This window comes from Asticcacaulis sp. AC402 (assembly GCF_000495835.1).
GTDB lineage: Bacteria > Pseudomonadota > Alphaproteobacteria > Caulobacterales > Caulobacteraceae > Asticcacaulis.
On the sequence record NZ_AWGC01000001.1, the window covers coordinates 124,431 to 143,006 of the forward strand.

At 61.0% G+C, this 18,576-nt stretch carries 13 protein-coding genes and 1 pseudogene; 5 read left to right on the top strand and 9 right to left on the bottom strand.

The window, feature by feature from the left end; genetic code table 11:
* Positions 1 to 223: 223 nt before the first annotated feature.
* Positions 224 to 874: an OmpW family protein gene (locus ABAC402_RS21755; RefSeq protein ID WP_023447720.1), complete on the top strand. Its 651-nt coding sequence runs from the start codon at positions 224 to 226 to the stop codon at positions 872 to 874.
* A 284-nt stretch (positions 875 to 1,158) separates the two neighbouring features.
* Here the strand turns inward: ABAC402_RS21755 and ABAC402_RS39605 are convergent, their stop codons facing one another.
* The 5 genes from ABAC402_RS39605 to ABAC402_RS21770 all read right to left on the bottom strand — a co-directional run bounded on the left by ABAC402_RS39605 (position 1,159) and on the right by ABAC402_RS21770 (position 5,615).
* A complete protein-coding gene (locus ABAC402_RS39605; protein ID WP_031235002.1) occupies positions 1,159 to 1,581 on the bottom strand; it encodes a DUF2752 domain-containing protein in 423 nt (140 codons plus the stop codon).
* A gap of 17 nt (positions 1,582 to 1,598) precedes the next feature.
* A complete protein-coding gene (locus ABAC402_RS0119560; RefSeq protein ID WP_200862113.1) occupies positions 1,599 to 2,006 on the bottom strand; it encodes a CD225/dispanin family protein in 408 nt (135 codons plus the stop codon).
* A gap of 657 nt (positions 2,007 to 2,663) precedes the next feature.
* Positions 2,664 to 4,184, bottom strand: coding sequence for a DUF885 family protein (locus tag ABAC402_RS39035; RefSeq protein WP_082179818.1), 1,521 nt, complete (start codon positions 4,182 to 4,184; stop codon positions 2,664 to 2,666).
* Between the two features lie 364 nt (positions 4,185 to 4,548).
* A complete protein-coding gene (locus tag ABAC402_RS21765) occupies positions 4,549 to 5,031 on the bottom strand; it encodes a hypothetical protein (RefSeq protein WP_023447725.1) in 483 nt (160 codons plus the stop codon).
* A gap of 194 nt (positions 5,032 to 5,225) precedes the next feature.
* A complete protein-coding gene (locus tag ABAC402_RS21770; protein ID WP_023447726.1) occupies positions 5,226 to 5,615 on the bottom strand; it encodes a hypothetical protein in 390 nt (129 codons plus the stop codon).
* A gap of 118 nt (positions 5,616 to 5,733) precedes the next feature.
* Between ABAC402_RS21770 and ABAC402_RS21775 the strand changes: the two genes are divergently transcribed.
* The 3 genes from ABAC402_RS21775 (at position 5,734) to ABAC402_RS21785 (ending at position 7,590) form a co-directional block, all read left to right on the top strand.
* On the top strand, positions 5,734 to 6,036 hold the full coding sequence (locus ABAC402_RS21775) for a YciI-like protein (RefSeq protein ID WP_031235004.1): 303 nt from the start codon (positions 5,734 to 5,736) through the stop codon (positions 6,034 to 6,036).
* 243 nt (positions 6,037 to 6,279) lie between these two features.
* On the top strand, positions 6,280 to 6,798 hold the full coding sequence (locus ABAC402_RS21780; protein WP_023447728.1) for a hypothetical protein: 519 nt from the start codon (positions 6,280 to 6,282) through the stop codon (positions 6,796 to 6,798).
* 96 nt (positions 6,799 to 6,894) lie between these two features.
* Positions 6,895 to 7,590: a peptidylprolyl isomerase gene (locus ABAC402_RS21785; RefSeq protein ID WP_082179821.1), complete on the top strand. Its 696-nt coding sequence runs from the start codon at positions 6,895 to 6,897 to the stop codon at positions 7,588 to 7,590.
* A gap of 21 nt (positions 7,591 to 7,611) precedes the next feature.
* Here the strand turns inward: ABAC402_RS21785 and ABAC402_RS21790 are convergent, their stop codons facing one another.
* Positions 7,612 to 8,064, bottom strand: a complete 453-nt coding sequence (locus ABAC402_RS21790; RefSeq protein WP_023447730.1) for a response regulator — start codon at positions 8,062 to 8,064, stop codon at positions 7,612 to 7,614.
* A 337-nt stretch (positions 8,065 to 8,401) separates the two neighbouring features.
* Positions 8,402 to 13,156, bottom strand: a complete 4,755-nt coding sequence (locus tag ABAC402_RS40765) for an S-layer family protein (protein ID WP_023447731.1) — start codon at positions 13,154 to 13,156, stop codon at positions 8,402 to 8,404.
* A gap of 315 nt (positions 13,157 to 13,471) precedes the next feature.
* On the opposite strand from ABAC402_RS40765, the gene ABAC402_RS21800 reads away from it, so the two are divergent.
* A complete protein-coding gene (locus tag ABAC402_RS21800; RefSeq protein WP_155847260.1) occupies positions 13,472 to 14,578 on the top strand; it encodes a hypothetical protein in 1,107 nt (368 codons plus the stop codon).
* A 32-nt stretch (positions 14,579 to 14,610) separates the two neighbouring features.
* Here the strand turns inward: ABAC402_RS21800 and ABAC402_RS21805 are convergent.
* Positions 14,611 to 17,133, bottom strand: a pseudogene (locus tag ABAC402_RS21805) (polynucleotide kinase-phosphatase).
* Entirely contained in the window at positions 17,130 to 18,521 is a 1,392-nt protein-coding gene (locus tag ABAC402_RS21810) for a 3' terminal RNA ribose 2'-O-methyltransferase Hen1 (protein ID WP_023447736.1), read from the bottom strand. Before ABAC402_RS21810 ends, ABAC402_RS21805 begins: the two are co-directional and overlap by 4 nt.
* Positions 18,522 to 18,576 lie beyond the last annotated feature (55 nt).

Genomic DNA, 18,576 nt, shown 5'->3' on the forward strand with positions numbered 1-18,576 from the left:
TGAATTGATCCAGATCAAATTGACATATGGCGGACACAATTTGAATGCTGAAAACTGTTGTCCGACCTAAGCGATATTTCAAGATACGTATTAATACTTACGTATTTTCGCACGTTTTTTTCCTATACATGCGTCAACCTGACGCGCGGCATGTTGTACAGGTGAATCCCGCTTCGGACAGGTCTAAGGACGGCGCATCAACGGCAGCAAAGGAGAGACCAAGATGACCCGTATTGAAAAAACCACATTGTTTATAGGGCTTATCGCCCTGACCGGCTTCGGCGGCGCTGCGACGGCGCAGGAGACGGGCCTCAAGGGTACCTGGCAGGTCACGGCGCGCGTAACCACCGTAGCGCCGGACGAATCGGGCGCCATCCTGACAGCCGCCGGAGTGGACAGCGGACTGGACGTCGCCGTTAATGACAGCACAGTTCCCACCCTTGGGTTTACCTACTTCGTCACGGACCATGTGGCCATCGAGGCGATACTCGGAACATCGAAGCACACCATCAAGGCGGTGGGCCCCGCCACCGACGTCGAGGTGCATGAGACCTGGGTCCTGCCGCCGGTTGTCACGGCCCAGTACCACTTCAATACCGGCGGAAAGGTCAGCCCTTATGTCGGCGCCGGTATCAACTACATGAACTGGTACGGTGGCAAGGACCTCAACGGCTTCAAGGTCCGACTCAAGAATAGTTTCGGAACGGCCGTTCAGGCAGGTGCCAATGTCAAACTGAAGGACAATCTGGTGCTGAATATCGATTACAAGAAGGTGTTCTATGGCACCGATGCCAAAATCAACAACGGTGCTCTGACCTCCGATGTCACTCTGGATCCGTCGGTCATATCGATCGGGGTTGGCTACCGGTTTTAGAGCGCAATCCGATAAAGTGGACGCCAACGTACAGGCGACCACTTTATCGGAAACATTTCGTTACAAAACAAACGCTTAGAGCGGGATTTCGATTCCACCAAACCACATCCCGCTCTAAAGCGGCCAGGTCAAGGCGTGGCGCAGGTTTGGGTTTGAGGCGCGCCTGAAACCAAAACCTGCGCCACGTTTTGATGTGGCAAGATCACCGCGGGTTTGCATCACCTTTTTGAAGCGGGTCCGATTCAACAGGGTGAGGCCCAGGAAGGCCGAGAAAGAGGCAACCGTCAGCAACCCCCGGGCGCGAGGGCGCAAAACGGCAAGACCGGGATATTTCGGGCGATTGTGAACCCTATGACCAGAAGCAAAAAGCCGACCCCCATGGGATAGGCGTAGGTGTTCAACAGGCCGGTCACCTGGACCGGTAGCGGCACCTTTATGGCCAAGGCCGAGGTCAGCAGACTAACGACAATAAAGGGCAGGCAGATGAAAGCCAGGGGGTTATAGCGGAAAGCCGTCCACGGCTGGGCATGGACCAGGTAATAGAGCATGCGTGTGCTGCCGCACCCGGGACAGTGAAGCCCGGTCAAGGCATGAACCGGACAGGGTGGAAAAAATCCCCCCCCGCCCGGCGTCCAGATCGATACGGCAACCAGGGCTCCCGTAAGAGCAACCAGTCCGACCCAGCAGAGGACACGCTCAATCGTCATCACACGTCAGCGGCAGGTCAGGAATTTGACGCTGCCACGCCTATAATTACCACGAACAGGATATACAGAACGACGATAACGACACAGGAAACAACGGACGCGATAACCCAGTTTTTCGCTTCGTTCGCGGCTCTTTTCGCACCGGCCGCATCGCCGAGGCTCTTGAACTTGTCGACGCTGACAGATTTGATGATTGCCACGATACCAAACGGCAGGCAGCAAAGAAGCGTCGCCAAAATCGACCAGACCAGATGGTTGGGAATATCGTGAATACCCGGATAACCGCTGACCGTCGGGCCGTTTCCGCCCGAAGCCGACAGGAAGGTTCCACACGAGACACAGGACTGTGCCCCGTCAACATTTTGCGTACCACATTTTGAACAGAACATTTCACCCTCCGGTTGATCTTTGTAATGAAAACGCAAGCCTAAGCGCGCATCGACGAGTTCGGAAAAAACACGCAGCCATCGTTCAGCTCATGCTGTGTGCCTGAACGCGACGATGTGCCATCCTGTCTTTAACTAACCCCCAGAACGCGGTCCGACCCCACAATACCCCGGCTACCGCGTGAAGACTTCAGTGCGCTGGTTTCTGTCCCGCGCCATCGATCGATGTAAGTCGCTCATTAGAGCGGGATGAGTTTTGATGGAATCAACACCCCGCTCTAAGTTTTTGTTTTGTCGCGCAATTTATCCGAAAAGTGCGTCACACTTTATCGGATTGCGCTCTAATACCAAGCCTCATAAAGAATGACGCTTGGTATTCGCTTTTTTTTCAGCTCAAACGCCGCATGGCTCCTCGCAAAAGCTCGGGCGCCCGAAGTACGTTCTCTGGCGCGCTTGCCAACCCACGATGAGTCAAGATTTTCGCGGGTTGGTATAAACTATGAGATTTAAGACAAGGATGCAACCTAACGCTTCCGGCCGGGTCGCGGAAACCATGGCTGTTACATTTGGGCGACAGAGAGATGGACGTCCGGGCCCGTATCTTGCGATCACGATCCAGCAGGACATCCCCCAACGACCCAGGGCGCCGCCAAGGTCTCGCACAAGCCGAAACATCAGTGTAGTGGCCGGCAGGAGTCAGGCTTTCAGCGCCGCCGCAAAGCCGTCCGGTGACAGCGGGCCCCAGGCCATGGCGGCACGGTGGAAGGCCTTCACATCGAAGCCAGGCAGCTTTGAGGCCGCCGCGCGTTTGGCAGAGAAGTCCAGCGTCGACAGGCCCTGGGCGGCATTGACGCCAGGCGCGAGGCACATGCGGTCAATGTCTTCGTCGATGGTGATGAAATAGATCGGCCCGCCCTGCAGTCGCGTCAGGGTGCGCACCGCCTCCGCGCGCGACCAGTTCTCCGTATGCAGGCCGATATCGGCGACAACCCGCGCCATACGGAAAGCCTGCCAGTGCAGGAAACCGATCCGGGCCAGGGGCCAGGTGTCCAGTGCACCGATTTCGGCCGCTACGGTCTCAGCATAAACTGGCCATCCCTCGCCATAGGCCGCACCGCCGTACCGCCCCTGCAGGGCCGATAGTGGCGCCGGACGAACGGCCGGCGGCAGCATGTGCCCGGGATAGAGCTCGTGGTGAACGACGCTGGGCAAGGTCCAGGACGGACGGTCGCGCATGCGGCGCTGGTCGATAATGTAGCTGGTGCCGCTGCGCTTGCCCTGGACGCCGGCGGCCTCATCGGCGGCCGACATGCGCTCAACCTGCGACGGCGGAACCGTCTCGGGATCGAAGGCCTGGGGCAGCCGTGCGATACTGTCCACCAGCATCAGATTCATGTCGGCGACCATCCTGTTCCGACCGGAATCTGACTGTGGATAGAGGTATCGCGGATCGCGGGCAAACCGCTGCAGACGTTCATGCGCCGGCCCGGACTTCAGACCCTGGGCCTTCAACGACTCGTCGAGTTCATCCCAGATAGCGTCGATCCGCTTCCTGGCGGCCTTCATCGCGGCACCGGTGTCGATGGAGCTGCTGAGGGCCAGGCCCAGTTGGGCCGCATAGTAGTCGCGCCCGCCCGGCAGGCGCGACACGCCCGGGCGATCACCGGCGACAGCCAGTTGCGCCGTGAGCGCTACGATCTGGCTTTCCAGCGCCGCCTTGACGCCCCCCTGGGCCTGGGCGTGCGCGGCCTCGACCGCCAGCAGGGCGCGACGCAACAGGAAGTCCGGCTGGGCAATGCCATTGGCGGTATCGGCGGCAATGCGGCCGGTCTCGAAGTCGATCTCGGTGACCGAGGCCTTGCCGGCGGCAACCTGGGTGTGCTGGCCGGCCCGGTAGGTCACCGGATAGACGCTGTTGCCGTCGCCCTGGGCAAAATCGGCCAGCGTGGCTTCGCTGCGCGCGCCGTGCAGCACGCTGGCCAGGACGACACCGGTGTCACGGTCGAGCGACTGCAGTGACAAGGCCTCAAGGGCCGCCACTCGCGCCCTCGCCGCCTTGCGCCGTTCCTGGACCGAGTCCGGACTGGCCGAACCGGTGGGGTCCCTGGCCAAAGCTTCCCATTGCGCAGGAAGGCCGGCGCGCGCCGTTCCGGCCAGGCCCACGGCGGCTGCGCCCGTCAGCACCATTCTTCGGTCAAATCCACCTTGTCCACTCATGGCGCGCTTCCTGTGATTCGTTTTGAAACTACTATCTCACGAGCGCGGTAAAGCCGCCATCGATGTAAAGGATCTGGCCGTTGACGAAGTCCGAAGCGGGTGAGCCAGGAAGACCACCGCGCTGGGACGCTCCCCTGGAGCGGAATGTGTTTTGATGGACTCAAAGACGCGACCTAATCATCTATTTTATAGAGTATTTTTTCCGACAAACGGCGTCTGGCTTATCGGATTGCGCGCAAACCGGATCGCGTCTCTTGCCGGCCTTCTCGCGTTTTGCGGCGCGCTGAAAAGCCCAAACTTCGCCCTGACACGATCTGAGCGCTCCGTATCTCAAAGGTGCGGATCGAGGCAGCACGGATTACGCCTACGCTTGCAGAACGGGGCCCTCGCGCCGGGCTTTTTGTCTCGCCTGGCGCGCAGCGATGGTGCCGATCAGCAGGGCCAGCACCACACCCCAACCCACCGTCGTTGCGAGGGTCAGGTAGGCGCGTTCGCCCAGCCCCAGGTTCAGAAGCATGGCACCGTGAAGCGCGACGCTGATCAACTGGCCCAGCATGGCCCATTTCGGCCAGGGGTGCGGCGACTTCCAGGCGATGACACAGAGGCCCTGCAAGACCAGCATGTCGGTAACCAGCAGGTATAGCGCTGTGTAATTGCTGAGCAAATATTTCGACAGATACAAGGGATTGCTGTCGAGCGAAATCAGGCCAAAGCCAATGGTCAGGCCGTAGGCTGCGAGATAGATGATCGCACCGAAGCGCTCACGCCAGGTGCCAACGATCAGGGCGTAAACGCAGACGATCACCAGCACAAGGGCGCTCAGTTGGGTTATCCAAGACTGCAGCATGCCGGTCCGTCCCCTGATCAGCGCTTACGATTCGTGGCAAGCTGATAAAACAGGAAAAGACCAGCATGGCAAGACGAACATGGTTCTTCAGAGGGGACTGGGCTTTGATGGAATCACAACCCAGCCCGCCCTAAGCTTTTGTTTTGTCCCGCAGTATATCCGAAAACGGGGACGCCCGTGCGGTGGCTTCCACTTTATCGGATTGCGCTCTGGCCGGCAGCCAGCTGGCGGCGGCGGGCAAGTCGCGACTGGGTCACACCTTCCTTCGGCGGGTCCTCTGGTGGCTTATCGAACGGCGGCGGCATGAGGGTATCGTCAAGCCCGAGCTGGTCCTGGATTTTTGTCAGGGTGCGATGGGCCTGCGCCATATGGGTCTGGGCGGTGTGCAGCGCCTTCATGGCCTCGATAGTGCTGTCATTGACCTCGGTGGTCAGCAGGGTCGACATGCGGATCGCCCGCCGCGAGCTGATGCAGGTTTCAAGCAGGTGGGCCGCTTCCGCCAGGGCGCTGTCGATTGCTTCCTCGGTGACATGAAGCTGGCTGGTGACCGCCTTGGCGACATTGAGAGTTCTCTCTCTGGACATACGGTATTCCTTGTGGCTTTACACAAAAAGTCCCGGAAACGCCGGACCGTGGACCAAGTCTTGCCTGCCAATTAATTGTAAAACGTAAATTTACACCCTTAACGTGATTTTTACCACAATGAAGCACTTCCTGCTCTTGTATGAGTTTATTGACGATTACCTGGATCGCCGGGCGCAATTCCGCCAGGATCATCTTAGCCTGGCCTGGGATGCGGCCGGGCGCGGCGAACTGCTCCTGGCCGGGGCCCTGGTCGATCCGGTCGATGGTGGCGTGCTGCTGTTCAAGGCGGGCGACCGCTCCGTGGCCGAAGACTTTGCCCGAACGGATCCTTACGTGGTCAATGGCCTGGTGCGCTGTTGGAAGGTCCGCGAATGGACCACGGTTGTCGGCGACAGCGCAGCAACGCCCGTCAGGCCGTAAGCGGCTCGGCTTTTCGCCATCTTTACAGCCTGAGTCACTTTTTTGATCAGGACCGGAGGCTGGAGCAGGATGGCTTTAGGTAGAATCGCCATCTCGCTCTAAGTTTTTGTTTTGTCGCGCGATTTGTCCGAAGAGTGGCTTCCACTTTATCGGATTGCGCTCTCAAACGCACCTACCCCTCACAGACACCTTATTCGGCAGAGCCTATCCTATCGCTTCCTCCCCGCTTTATGAGCAACCGATATGACCTCCGCTTCCTTCCCCTGGACCGATCAGGTCGATTTCCGCTCCGCCCCCGATGAGCCCGACCCACTGCGCAACCTGTTGAAGGCCAGCCTGGTTGCCGGCGCACTCTCGCTTGCCCTCGGCCTTGCCGTTATCGGCGGCAAGCTGGCCGCCCTCCCCGAGATCGATCCGATGGCCGATCCAAGCCTGGTGGTCGATTACGCTGCCCGCTCCCCGGCCGAACGCGGTCTGTTGGCCGTCGCTCCGCAGCAGCCAGACGACGCCAAAAATGCCCTGACCGAGGCCGCCGCACCTGTCGTCCGCGCCCGTCAGGTCACGGACGAAATCGAAACAGCCGACCTGCCGGAACTGCCGCTCTATTTGGTCAGCGATATCGCCGCCCCCTTGCTCACCGGGGTCGCATCCGTCAAGGTTGCACCGCCAAACCTCCACACCGGTCCGCGACCCAACGCCTCGCTGGCCATCGGCGATGAGCCTCTGGCTGTGGACATCAAACACCCAGTCGTAGCAAACTGACAGCCATCTCAGGTGCCGATTTCGCACAGCGGCCGCGTTGACACCAGGCGTTTGGCGGGTCAAGGTCAGTCATTGATCTGCTGCGAGATGGAAAGTATGAGACGTCAGTTCCTTATCGGGTCTTTGGCCGCCACGACTGCCGCCCTCGTGGGCTGCGACAAGCCCCAGCCTGCACCGCCTCCACCACCACCACCGGCGCCTCCGCCACCTCCGCCAGCATCGGCCGATCCGGAAAAAATCGACTGGATGGAGAAAATCACCCCGGAGAACGTCCCCGCCAAGGTGCGGGTCAGCATGGTGACCAGCAAGGGTGAAATCGTCATCGAGTTGAACGGCAAGGCAGCCCCGATCACGGTCGCCAACTTTCTGCGCTATGTCGACTCGGGCAAGCTTACGGGATCGGAATTCTGGCGCGCCACGGGTTATTCGGGCACAGGTTTCATCCAGGCGACCATGCGCGGGCCGACCTTCCCGCCGATCAAGCACGAACCAACCAGCAAGACCGGCTTGAGCCACACCAGCGGCGCTATTTCGATGTCGCGCTTCGATCCGGGCACGGCGACAGCGGACTTCGTGATGTGCGTCGGCGACAATACCTCGATGGACGCCGGCCGCGAAGGCTCGGACGACAAGCTGGGCTATGCCGCCTTCGGCCGGGTGGTCAAGGGAATGAGCGTGGTCCGCGCCATCATGAATGGCAAGATCAGCAAGGCCAAGGCCAAGCCCGGTCAGTGGGAAGGCCAGATGCTGGACGAACCGGTCAAGATCATTGAGGCCAAGCGGATCGACTGACAGCGCGAGCGCTGAGGGGCCTCATTGCCCGCCGAACAGCAAATCAGCAATGGCGTCCATCAGCACCGCCGGGGTAAACGGCTTGGCGACATGGCCATCCATGCCGGCGCGGCCGCATTGAGCGACCTCGGCCTTCGACGCATTGGCCGTCAGGGCCAGAATAGGCACCTGGGCGCACGGTCCTTCGGACTGACGGATGCGACGGGTGGCTTCGAAACCACTCATGACCGGCATGTTCATATCCATCAGGATAATGTCGAAGGTCTGAGACTGCGCCAGTTCCAGCGCCCGGGCACCGTCGGTGACCGTGGTCAGGACCACCTTTTCACGTGTCAGCAGAATGGTCAGCAAATCGCGGACCATCTCGACATCTTCAGCGACCAGGACACGCAAACCCGCCAGCGACGGCCGGTGGCGAGGACGCGTTTGCCGATTCGCCAGATCATTGTGGCCAAAGGGATTCGGATTACTCATGGGTGACCCCCCAAACAGATACCGAAGCCACCATAACCGGAAATGGTTACATAGGTGTTTGCGCAGTTGGTCTTCGGGCAGAGCCCGCGACAGGCTTATACCAAGCCTCATAAAGAATGACTCTTGGTATTCGCATTTTTTCAGCTCAAACGCCGCCTGGCTCCTCGCAAAAGCTCGGGCGGCCAGTCGGCCTTGCCAACCCGCGGTGTGTCAAGAATTTCGCGGGTTGGTATTACATGAACAGCGCAGGTGGGGTGCCCTGCGCGGCGCCCTCGGTCAGCATTTATGCCGGCGACATGAGGCGGACGCTTAACGCCCGCCCCAAAAGTCACACGTCTTACCAGACGATATGCGAGAGGACGTCGGCCGTATTGGTGTTCAGCACGGTGATGACGTTTCCGCTTCCCAGGTTGATGATGACATTGCCACCCGATTGCGTCACCAGGCCGGCATTGGCGATACCCGCCGTATAGGCGTTAACATTGATCCAATCATTTTCCGCAGCGCTGAAGTCGGTGATTGTATCCGCCCGGCTGTTGAGGCTGAAGGCAAAGATATCTGCCCCCAGACCGCCCGTGAGGTTATCGGCCCCGCCGCCACCGTTGAGGATATTGTTGCCGCTGTTGCCGATAAGCGTGTTGATACTCCCGTTACCGGAGCCGTCGATATTGCCCGAGCCCGTCAGTTGCAGGGTTTCGACAACCTTCCCGTTCAGAGAATAGGAGACCGACGCCATGATCACGTCAGTGCCTTCGCCGGTCAGTTCGGTAACCTTGTCGGACACGTTATCGACGTAGTAGGTGTCGTTGCCCAGGCCACCAATCATGATATCAGCGCCGCCCGCTCCATCCAGAACATTGTTGCCGCCCGTGCCGGTCAGGGTGTTGATTAACCCGTTTCCGGTTGCGCTGATAGCGCTACCCGTCAGGGTCAGAGCCTCGACGGCCCGGCCAAACAGGGAGAGGCTGATCGACGAGATCACGGTGTCGTTGCCTTCCAGGTGGTTCTCGCGAACGAGGTCGCCGGCATTGTCAACATAATAGGTGTCGTCACCCAGTCCGCCCGTCATCAGATCGCCGCCCGTGCCGCCATCCAGGACATTGTTGCCGCTGTTGCCGGTCAGGGTGTTGTTCAGCCCGTTGCCGGTGGCATTCAGGTTCGCGGCGCCGGTCAGGATCAGGGTCTCGACCGCCCGGCCGGCCAGCGAGTAGGTGACGGTCGAATAGACAGTGTCCGTGCCCTGGAGATGCCGTTCGACGACGTTGTCGCTCGTATTCTGGACGTAGTAGGTGTCGTCGCCCAGCCCGCCCGTCAGGGAATTGATCCCGGTATTGCCAGTCAGTACGTTGTTGAGCGTGTTGCCGGTGGCGGTGACGTGATTGATCCCGATCAGGGTGAGGTTCTCGACATCTTCGCTGAGCGTGTAATTGACGGACGACCGGACGAGGTCGATACCGCCGTCGACGGCTTCGACCACAACATCGCCTGTGGCATCGACGACATAGGTGTCGTCACCGGCACCGCCCGTCAGGGTGTCGACGCCCTGGCCGCCATCCAGCAGATTGTTGCCGGCATTGCCCGTCAGGGCGTTCCCAAAACCGTTACCCGTGGCATTGAGGCTGGCCGAACCGGTCAGGATCAGGTTTTCGACCTGGCGGCCGGACAGGCTGTAGGTGACGGACGACAGGATCGTATCCGTGCCCGACGACGAGAGTTCAACGACATTGTCCGCAGCATTGTCGACGACATAGGTATCGTCGCCCAGACCTCCGCTCAGAAGATCGATACTGGCGCCACCATCCAGCAGGTTGTTGCCGCTGTTGCCGGTCAGGGTATTGGCAAGGCCATTGCCGATGACGTCGAGGTTGTTCTCGCCGCTCAGGATCAGGGTTTCCACCGCCCGGCCAAACAGAGAGTAGCTGACGGTGGAATAGATGGTGTCCGTGCCGTCGCCATGGGCTTCGACAACATAGTCGCCGGCGTTCTGGATGTAATAGGTGTCGTCGCCGGCACCACCGCTCAAGATATTGTTGCCCGCATTGCCGGTAAGCACGTTGTTCAGGCTGTTGCCAGTGGCGCTGAGATTGGCCGCGCCCAGCAGGGTCAGGTTCTCCAGGTTGGCGCCCAGGGTCAGGATGACCGTGGTCTCGACGGTATCGATACCCTCCCCGTCCAGTTCGACCACAAGGTCGCTGGTCGAATTGACGCGGTAGGTGTCGTCGCCCAGGCCGCCGGTCGCGGCGTCGAAACCCGAGCCGCCATCCAGCCAGTCATTGCCGACTTCACCGAACAGGGAGTCGTTGCCGAGTCCGCCCTTCAACGTATCGTTACCGTCGCCGCCGCGAAGTGTACGCTGCAGGGAAACCGTCGTGCCGCTGGTATCATAGGCATCATCAAATGCCGAGCCGAGGAAAACGTCAAAGTCGTCGTCTCCGTCAAGCGCTGCATTGACACCTATACTCGCCAGTCTGGCGTCGATAGTGTCGAAACCGGCGCCACCTGTGAGATCGATATCTTCGCCGTTGAGCTCCATGGCCATGAAGACGTCATCGCCATCGCCACCCAGCGCCATGTCGCCGCCACGGATGATAAAGGTATCGTTGCCGAGACCACCGGTGAGTGTGTCGATCCCCAGGCCGCCGGCACCATCCAGGACATCGTTGCCCGCTGCGCCGTTCAGGGCGTTGGCGTCGTCATTTCCGGTAAAGTCGTCATTGCCGGCACCACCGACAATGTTCTCGACGCCAGTCACGGTAAGCTGATTGAAGCCGGTGTTCTGCTGGAGGGCCAGAGACAGGTCGACGATCAGGTCGCCGGTCAGTTTCGAGTAGTCCAGCAGGTCCGTTCCGGCGCCGCCATCGACATTGTCGGCGCCATTGCCGATGATGTCCACCGGTGCGCTGGAGCCGTAGTAGACCGTGTCATTGCCGTCACCGCCCACCAGGGTTTCGTCTTCGAAACTGGTATTGTAGAACAGGTCATTGCCGTTGCCGCCATCCATCAGGTTGGCACCGCTGCCCGCCGACAGGATGTCATTGCCATCCCCGCCGTAGACGCTGTCATTGCCGCCATTGCCATCGAAGGGCGCCAGATCGAACAGACGGTCGCTGCCCGCCGTGCCCACGATGTAGTCGGCATAGATCGAACCGAAAACGCCGATTTCCTCGAAATTGGTGTAGGTACCGCCGGCGGCCGCGCCCAGGGTGGTAAAGGCATTGCCTGTCGACAGATCAAGGTTGAGTGCCGTGGTGCGGCCAAAGAAGGAGACAAAGACCCGGTCGATGATATTGACCGGTTGACCGCCGCCATCGGCGGTATCGCCCAGGCCGATATAGATGGTATCACCCCCCATGCCGCCAATGACTGTATCGGTCGCGAAATCTTCGACGGCCAGGCCGGCAATCTGGTTGGCGGCGTGCCAAACGATACTGCCGCCAGTGCCGACGTTGATGTAATCGGCGCCACCACCACCGTAGACGCGGTCAAAGCCGTTGCCGGTGTTGATGACGTCGTTGCCATCCGCGCCGTTGACACTGTCGTTGAAGTTGCCCGTCGTAATCGTCACCGCTTCGATATTGGCAACAAGCAGGTTCTGGCCCGCCCAGTTAAGGTTGTAACCATTGGGCGTGGCCCCGGCCGACACAGCCGTCGACGCAGTACCCAGATCGATTACCAGACGGTCGCTGCCTTCGCCACCATCAACGCTATCGCCCATCCCGGCATTGAGAACATCATTGCCGTCGCCCCCGTTCAGGCTGTCATTTCCCGCGCCGCCAGACAGTGTGTCCTGACCGGCCAGGCCTTCGATCGTGTCGTTGCCGCCCAGGCCTTCGATCAGATTGTCAAGATGGTCACCCGTCAGGAGGTTGGCATTGTCATCGGCCGGTGCTGACGTGTAGAGCTCAAAGGTTCGCGTAAAGAGATTGGTGTCACCCTCGGCATCAACGCTCGACCAGGTGAGGAAAATCGTATCGCCGTCCGATGTGACCTTGGCCGCAAATTGATTGCCGATCGTTTCGTCAGCGATCTGGATTTCGCCGCCGATCAATGCGCCCGTACTACTGATAATCTGCAGATAGCCGCCCGTGCCGGAACCGTCTTGCCCGTTGGATTGCCACACGACGGCGAAATTGCCATTATCGAGGGCGGTGATATCCGGCACGTTTTGCGAACCCGCCGTCGTCGTATTGATGCGGAACTCAACGCCCACGCGGGCACCGGCGCCGTCGAAGACCTGGCCGTAGATGCCATAGGACCCGCCGTCCTGACCATTGCTGGCCCACACCGTCATAAAGCCGCCGCCATCGATTGACGCGACCTGGGGCAGGTATTGTGTCGAGGTGGTGTAGGTGTTGATCAGGACCGGGGCACCGACGGCGACGCCGACCGCGTCGAAGATCTGGCCATAGATGTTTAGTCCCTGGCCAGAAGCACTATTCATGTAGATCAGCATGGCGCCTGACTGAAGGAGAACCAGGGCCGGCGTCATGTCGGTGTGAACTGCGGCGTGGAAGGTCGTGGCCGCGATGGCTCCGTCTTCGTCGACATAGGTCAACTGAAAACCGTCAACGCCACTAACCCGAGTTTGCCAGGCCATCAGGAAGCTGCCGTCAGCGCCTTGCGCAAAGACCGGCGTCCAGCCCGACGGTGCCAGGACGACTTCACCTGTGTCACCGAGCGCATCACCTACCAGGTTGACCCGGTTGCCGTTGCTGTCGAAGCGTTGCGCCATGATGGACGCACCAAGCACGACAAACTCCTGAGTTGGGATGGTCGCCGGGTCATAGATCGTCGACTGGTACATGACGATAAAGCCACCATCATCCATCGGAATGACGGAAGAGCCGCCCTGATCGTGGTAGGTGGTCGTATTGACCACGAATTCTTCGCCGACCTTGGCGCCATCTGCGTTATAGATCTGAGCATGGACGTCGGCCCAATACCAGCCAAAGTTCAGGTTGGGTTCCAGGTTGCCGGTATTCCAGGTAATGACATAACCACCGTTGGACAGCAGGGTTATGCTTTCGGCACTATTGGCATCGCTATCCTCGGTATTGACCTGTGACTGATCCTGAACGTCTATCGACAACATGACAAAGCACCCTGTAAAATTCGGGCCGGTGTTTGGGATCCCGGCCGCCTATGATTGATGTGGTATATCGTTAACGCGCGATGGCCCCCACAGCAGCGCGATGGTGACGGAAGAAATCATTTTTAGCGCCCTGAGCGCATACCCAATATTGGGTATGCGGGCAAGAAAACGGAATGGATACGTCCATCAGGCGATCAGCCGACAACCTGTGGGCGACATTTCCAAGATATTGAGCCGGTTGACATTTCTTCGCATTATGACAATCCTGAGACGTCCCATTCCGGCACAAGGGGTGGACACTCAGGGGATGGGGTTGTGGCAATCGACGAAGCCGGTGTAACAGCGGCCATAGACTCGTTTCAAACCGCAGGCTTGGGCGGGTCATGGACCACAGCTTTGGAACACCTGGCCGCGGCGACCCATGCGCCGGTCGGGCAACTGATCGGACTGGGCGATAATGCCGCTGTGCCGTTCAACTGGATGACCGGTCTTCCGCCCGAAGCCGGACCGGCTTTCCTGGAGGCCGGCGGCGGCGACAGCCGGGTCAATTCACGCGTCCGCATCGGGGGACGCGCGCCGGAACTTCTGGTCCTGAATGAAACCGCTTTCACGACGCAAGAGGATTGCCACCGTTCGCCGGCCTATGGTGCCTGGATCAAGACGTATGACGTCGGGGTCTCCTGTCTTAGCCCCTTGCTGCGGCGTGACGACATGCTGGTTGGCATGGCCGTCGGGCGGGGCGATCGCTACGGTGTATTTTCGGATGCGGAGGTGCGTGCCTACACCGCCATTGCGCCCCATGTCCGCGCCGCCGTCCGCACCCAGATGGCCATGGAAGGCCAAAGCCTGGGCCTGGTCAGCGGATTGCTTGAGGCCTTATCGACGGCGGCCTTTGTCTGCGATGGCGCCGGCGCGATTCGCGCCATGTCGCCGCGCGCCGAGGCCCTGCTCGCCGGTGGGAAATGGCTGAAAGTTTCACGCGGCCGGCTAACCTCACGCCAGGACGGCGACGCGCGTCGCTTCGAACTGGGTCTGGCCGGGGCGGCCACCCTGAGCCCCGGTGCGGCCCATGGACCTCCCGAAGCGTTGGTGATGCGCGATGAGGCCAGCGGGGACTATCTTCACCTGGAATTCGTTGCTTTGCCGGGCGAGCACCGCCGCTTTGGCCTGGCGGCTATGGTGATTGCGCGGGCGGTGCGCAAGGAAACCGTCCGCACCGCCGAGCTTGCCCGGCAGCTGTTCGACCTGACACCCGCCGAGGCGATGGTGGCGGCGCATCTGGCCGCCGGCCGCGGCCCCCAGGCCATAGCTGAGGATACCGGAAAATCGGTCGGCACCATTCGCAGCCAGATCCGCAGCATCTTCGAAAAGTCTGGCGTCCAATCGCAGCTGGAACTGGTTGCGACGCTGGCCCTGGAATAGGACAGCCTTGCCGGAGCCCACTAACGAGCGGACTACAACCTCGGATCCACTGGCTCACTTTCCAGCGCCAGGACGCCGAAGACCGCTTCGTGGACACGGTACAGCGGCTCCCTCGCCACGAAACGTTTCAATGCCTCATGGCCCAGGGCATATTCACGCTGAGCCAGGGCGCGTTTGCCGCTGACATTGCGCGCCTTCAACCGCGTCAGATGCTCGGGCGCCGTATATTCCGGCCCGTAGATAATGCGCAGATACTCGCGCCCGCGGCACTTCACGCCCGGTTGGACCAGACCCTTCGGCCCTTTGACGGTGAAGGCCAGCGGCTTGACCACCATGCCCTCCATACCGGCGGCGGTTTCGGCTTCCCACCACGCCGTCGCCGCGGCGACCTGAGCCTCATCCGACAGGTCGACGACCTTGCGCTGCGTCGTTTTGACGAACACCGGATCGGCGGCGCACAGCCGGTCGATCACGCCCAGATGCCACAGATGGTCGCGCTCCAGGTTCAATGATCCTTCATGCGCCAGCACATGGAAAGGCGCTACGCGCAGCCCGTCCAGGCCGTTGACGTCTCAGCAATAGCGGCGATAGGCCGCGCGATAGGCGCCGGCCATCTGTGCCCGCGCTGTCATCTTCGCCGCCAGCTCGGTTTGACCGGCGCGCGCCAGCAGTTCTGCTGCGATCGGCAGGACATGGGTCGCCGCCGCGCCGACCGGCGCATATTGCTGCTCCAGCAGGGCCATGGCCTTGGCCGACCACGGCAGAATTTCGGCGTCCAGGCAAAGCCAGTCGGTGGCCAGCTCCTCCCATAGGCCGGCCTTGGTCACAGCATCGGCAAGGCGCGAGAGGAAGGCCTGTTCCAGCACCCGTTCATTGAAAAAAGCGCGGCCGGTGCGGGTATAGACCGTGCCCAGGCCAGTCGCGATACCGAACCGCTGTTCGACCGCGGCGGCATCACGGCCGAGCACCACGACGGCGCGCGAGCCCATATGCTTTTCCTGGGCGATGACCTGGGTCACACCGTTCTGGCGGTAGTACTCGAAGGCCTCGATGGGATGCTCCAGCCAGCCGTCAAGCTTCGAGGTCTCCGGCGGCGACATGGTCGGCGGCAGATAGACCAGCAGGCGCGGATCGACGGCGAAGCGGCTCATGACTTCGAGCGCCGCCATGGCGTTTTCGTCGCGGATGACGATGTTGCGCGACAGGGCGGTTTCGACCACGCGCTTGCCGGTGACGTCCTCGATATCGATCATGTCACTGTCGCGGGCGTCGCGGCCATGGCCGATCGGCCGCACCGGCTCGCAGTAAACCTGGGCCGCGTCGACCTGGACGATCTCTTTTTCGGGATAACGCAGGGCGGTCAGCTTGCCGCCAAAGACGCAGCCGGTATCGATGTTGATGGTGCGGTTAAGCCATTCGGGCTCAGGCACCGGGGTGTGGCCATAGACGAGCATGGTCGAACCGCGATAGTCGCGTGCCCAGTTGTAGCGCACCGGCAGGCCGAACTCATCGATCTCGCCGGTGGTTTCACCGAACATGGCGAAGCTGCGGATGCGGGGTGATCCGCGTCCGATATAGTGTTCCTTCAGCCCGGCGTGAGACACGGCCAGTCGGCCGCCGTCGAAGACATAGTGGCTGATCAGGCCGTCGAGGAAATCGACCACGCGGCTGCGGAATTCGGGCGTCTCGTGGCTCAGTTGCTCCAGGGATTCAGCCAGGCCGTGGGCGATTTTGACGTCGCGTCCGCTGAGCGCCTTTTTCAGCTTTTCGTCATGGTTGCCGTTAACGCAGAAGGCCACGCCGGACTCGACCATGTCCATGACGATGCGCAGAACCTCGGGCGTTTTCGGGCCACGATCGACCAGGTCGCCGGCCAGGATCAGACGGCGGCCTTCGGGGTGGTGCACGCGGTAGGGTTCGCGGCCTTCGATGACATAACCCAGCGTCAGCATCAGGGCATGCAGTTCGTCGAAGCAACCGTGGACATCGCCGATAATGTCGAACGGGCCCGTCTCCACCTTTTTGTCGGGCCACAGCGGCGCGCGTTCGATGCGTACGGCGTCAATCGCCTCAACCGAGTCGAGCACGGTAACGTGGCTGAAGCCCTCCTTGCGCAGGCCTTTCAGCGACCGACGCAGCGAATCCGACTGGCCCCACACAACGCCCTTGCCGAAGTCGCGATCAGTTCGGGACTGGTTGCGGGCATGGCAGACCTCGCGCGGCAGGTTGAGCACGATCGCCACCGGGATGACGTGATGGCGGCGTGCCAGGTCGATCAGGCTTTTACGCGATTCCGGCTGGACGTTGGTGGCGTCTACCACGGTCAGTCGGCCCGCAGCCAGGCGCTTGCCGGCGATGAAGTTCAGCACTTCGAAGGCGTCCTTCGTCGCCGCCTGGTCGTTTTCGTCATCGCTGACCAGGCCGCGGCAATAGTCCGACGAAATGACCTCGGTCGGGAGGAAATGCTTGCGGGCAAAGGACGACTTGCCGGAACCCGATGCGCCGATGAGCAGCACCAGGGACAGGTCGGGAAGGGTAATCAGGGTCTGCGTCATGACTTCACAAAAATTCCGGCCTGGGTGGGGGCGCCGAGTGTGTCGTGGCTATAGCCGACCCCAGCAAATTCGACGGTATAGCCGTAGCGCGCGGCGGTTTCGTTGGCCCAAGTTTCGAACTGCGCCCGCGTCCACTCGAAACGGTGATCGTGGTGGCGGAACTGGCCCACCGGCAGGTTCTCGAACAGGGCGTTGTACTCGGCATTGGGCGTGGTCAGAATGACCAGGCCGGGCGCCGCGTCCTTGAAGATTGTGCGTGTAAAGGCTTCCAGCCGTTCGGGCTCCAGATGCTCGATGACCTCGATGACAGTGGCGGCGTCATAGCCGGTCAGCCGCTTGTCGCGGTAAACCAGCGAGGTCTGTAACAGTTGAATGCGCTTGAGCTGGAACTCGGGCAGGCGGTCGAAGTTCAGGCGGGCGCGGGCAATCTCAAGCGCCCGCAGCGACACGTCGCAGCCGGTGATCTTTTCGAACGCCAGGTCCTTCGACAGCATGCCGACCAGCCGGCCTTCGCCGCAGCCCATATCGACGACCGTTTTGACCTCGCGCGCCTTCAGCGTGGCGAGCACCCAATCGAGGCGTTGCTGGTTGAGGTTGATCTTTTTTTCGAGTGTCGCTTCCTGCTCGCCTTCGGTAGCGGCATCGGGTTCGGGCTCGCCGTCAGACAGGCGTTCCATGGCCTGAGTGGTCAGGCTGCGGAAGCTCTTGAGGTAACGCCGGACGATCAAATCCTTGTCGGGATGGGTTTCCAGCCAGCCCTCGCCCTGGCGCAGCAGCTTGTCGACCTCGTCGTCGCCGACCCAGTAGTGCTTGTCGTCGTCCAGCACCGGGATCAGGACATAGAGGTGCTTCAGCACCGACGCCAGACGGGCGGTGACGGTCAGAGTCACATCGAAATAGGCGCTGTCACCCCAGGCCGGAAAGGCTTCGTCGCGCGCCAGTCGGGAGGCCGCGACCGTATAACCCAGCGGTTCGAACAGCCGGCGCAGGGTGATTTCGCCACCGCGGCACGGCAGGACGGGAATGCGGACTTCGTAAGGAATATCGGCGTAGGCCAGGTCCTGGCGGTCCTTCGACCGGCCGGTCATAGCGGTGCGGAAGAACTGGCCGATGGCCACGCTCAGGAAGGACGAGGCGGCATAGGGCCGGTCGTTGACATACTGGTCCAGAGCGAAGCCGTCATGGGCTGCCCCCTTCTTGCGGATCAGGCCGACGGGGTCGATGTCGAGCACCAGCGCCGCCGTACACAGGTCATCGCGGACGTCGGGATAGAAGACGTAGGCCTCGCCGAACGTAAACTCCTGGCTGTGCAGGCGTTCGGGATGCTTGTGCAGCAGGAAGCCCAGATCAGTGGCGGGACGGTGGGTGGTCGAGAGGGTCAGGAGCATGGTCGGTTCAATTCTGGAGCTAGGCCTCTTTATCCTCCACCGCTTGCGGGGGAGG

Coding starts and splice junctions, on each gene's coding strand:
- ABAC402_RS21755 (WP_023447720.1), top strand. CDS start 224: ATGACCCGTATTGAAAAAACCACATTGTTTATAGGGCTTATCGCCCTG.
- ABAC402_RS21810 (WP_023447736.1), bottom strand. CDS start 18,521: ATGCTCCTGACCCTCTCGACCACCCACCGTCCCGCCACTGATCTGGGC.
- ABAC402_RS21780 (WP_023447728.1), top strand. CDS start 6,280: ATGACCTCCGCTTCCTTCCCCTGGACCGATCAGGTCGATTTCCGCTCC.
- ABAC402_RS21785 (WP_082179821.1), top strand. CDS start 6,895: ATGAGACGTCAGTTCCTTATCGGGTCTTTGGCCGCCACGACTGCCGCC.
- ABAC402_RS21770 (WP_023447726.1), bottom strand. CDS start 5,615: ATGTCCAGAGAGAGAACTCTCAATGTCGCCAAGGCGGTCACCAGCCAG.
- ABAC402_RS21790 (WP_023447730.1), bottom strand. CDS start 8,064: ATGAGTAATCCGAATCCCTTTGGCCACAATGATCTGGCGAATCGGCAA.
- ABAC402_RS21775 (WP_031235004.1), top strand. CDS start 5,734: ATGAAGCACTTCCTGCTCTTGTATGAGTTTATTGACGATTACCTGGAT.
- ABAC402_RS39035 (WP_082179818.1), bottom strand. CDS start 4,184: ATGAGTGGACAAGGTGGATTTGACCGAAGAATGGTGCTGACGGGCGCA.
- ABAC402_RS21765 (WP_023447725.1), bottom strand. CDS start 5,031: ATGCTGCAGTCTTGGATAACCCAACTGAGCGCCCTTGTGCTGGTGATC.
- ABAC402_RS40765 (WP_023447731.1), bottom strand. CDS start 13,156: ATGTTGTCGATAGACGTTCAGGATCAGTCACAGGTCAATACCGAGGAT.
- ABAC402_RS39605 (WP_031235002.1), bottom strand. CDS start 1,581: ATGACGATTGAGCGTGTCCTCTGCTGGGTCGGACTGGTTGCTCTTACG.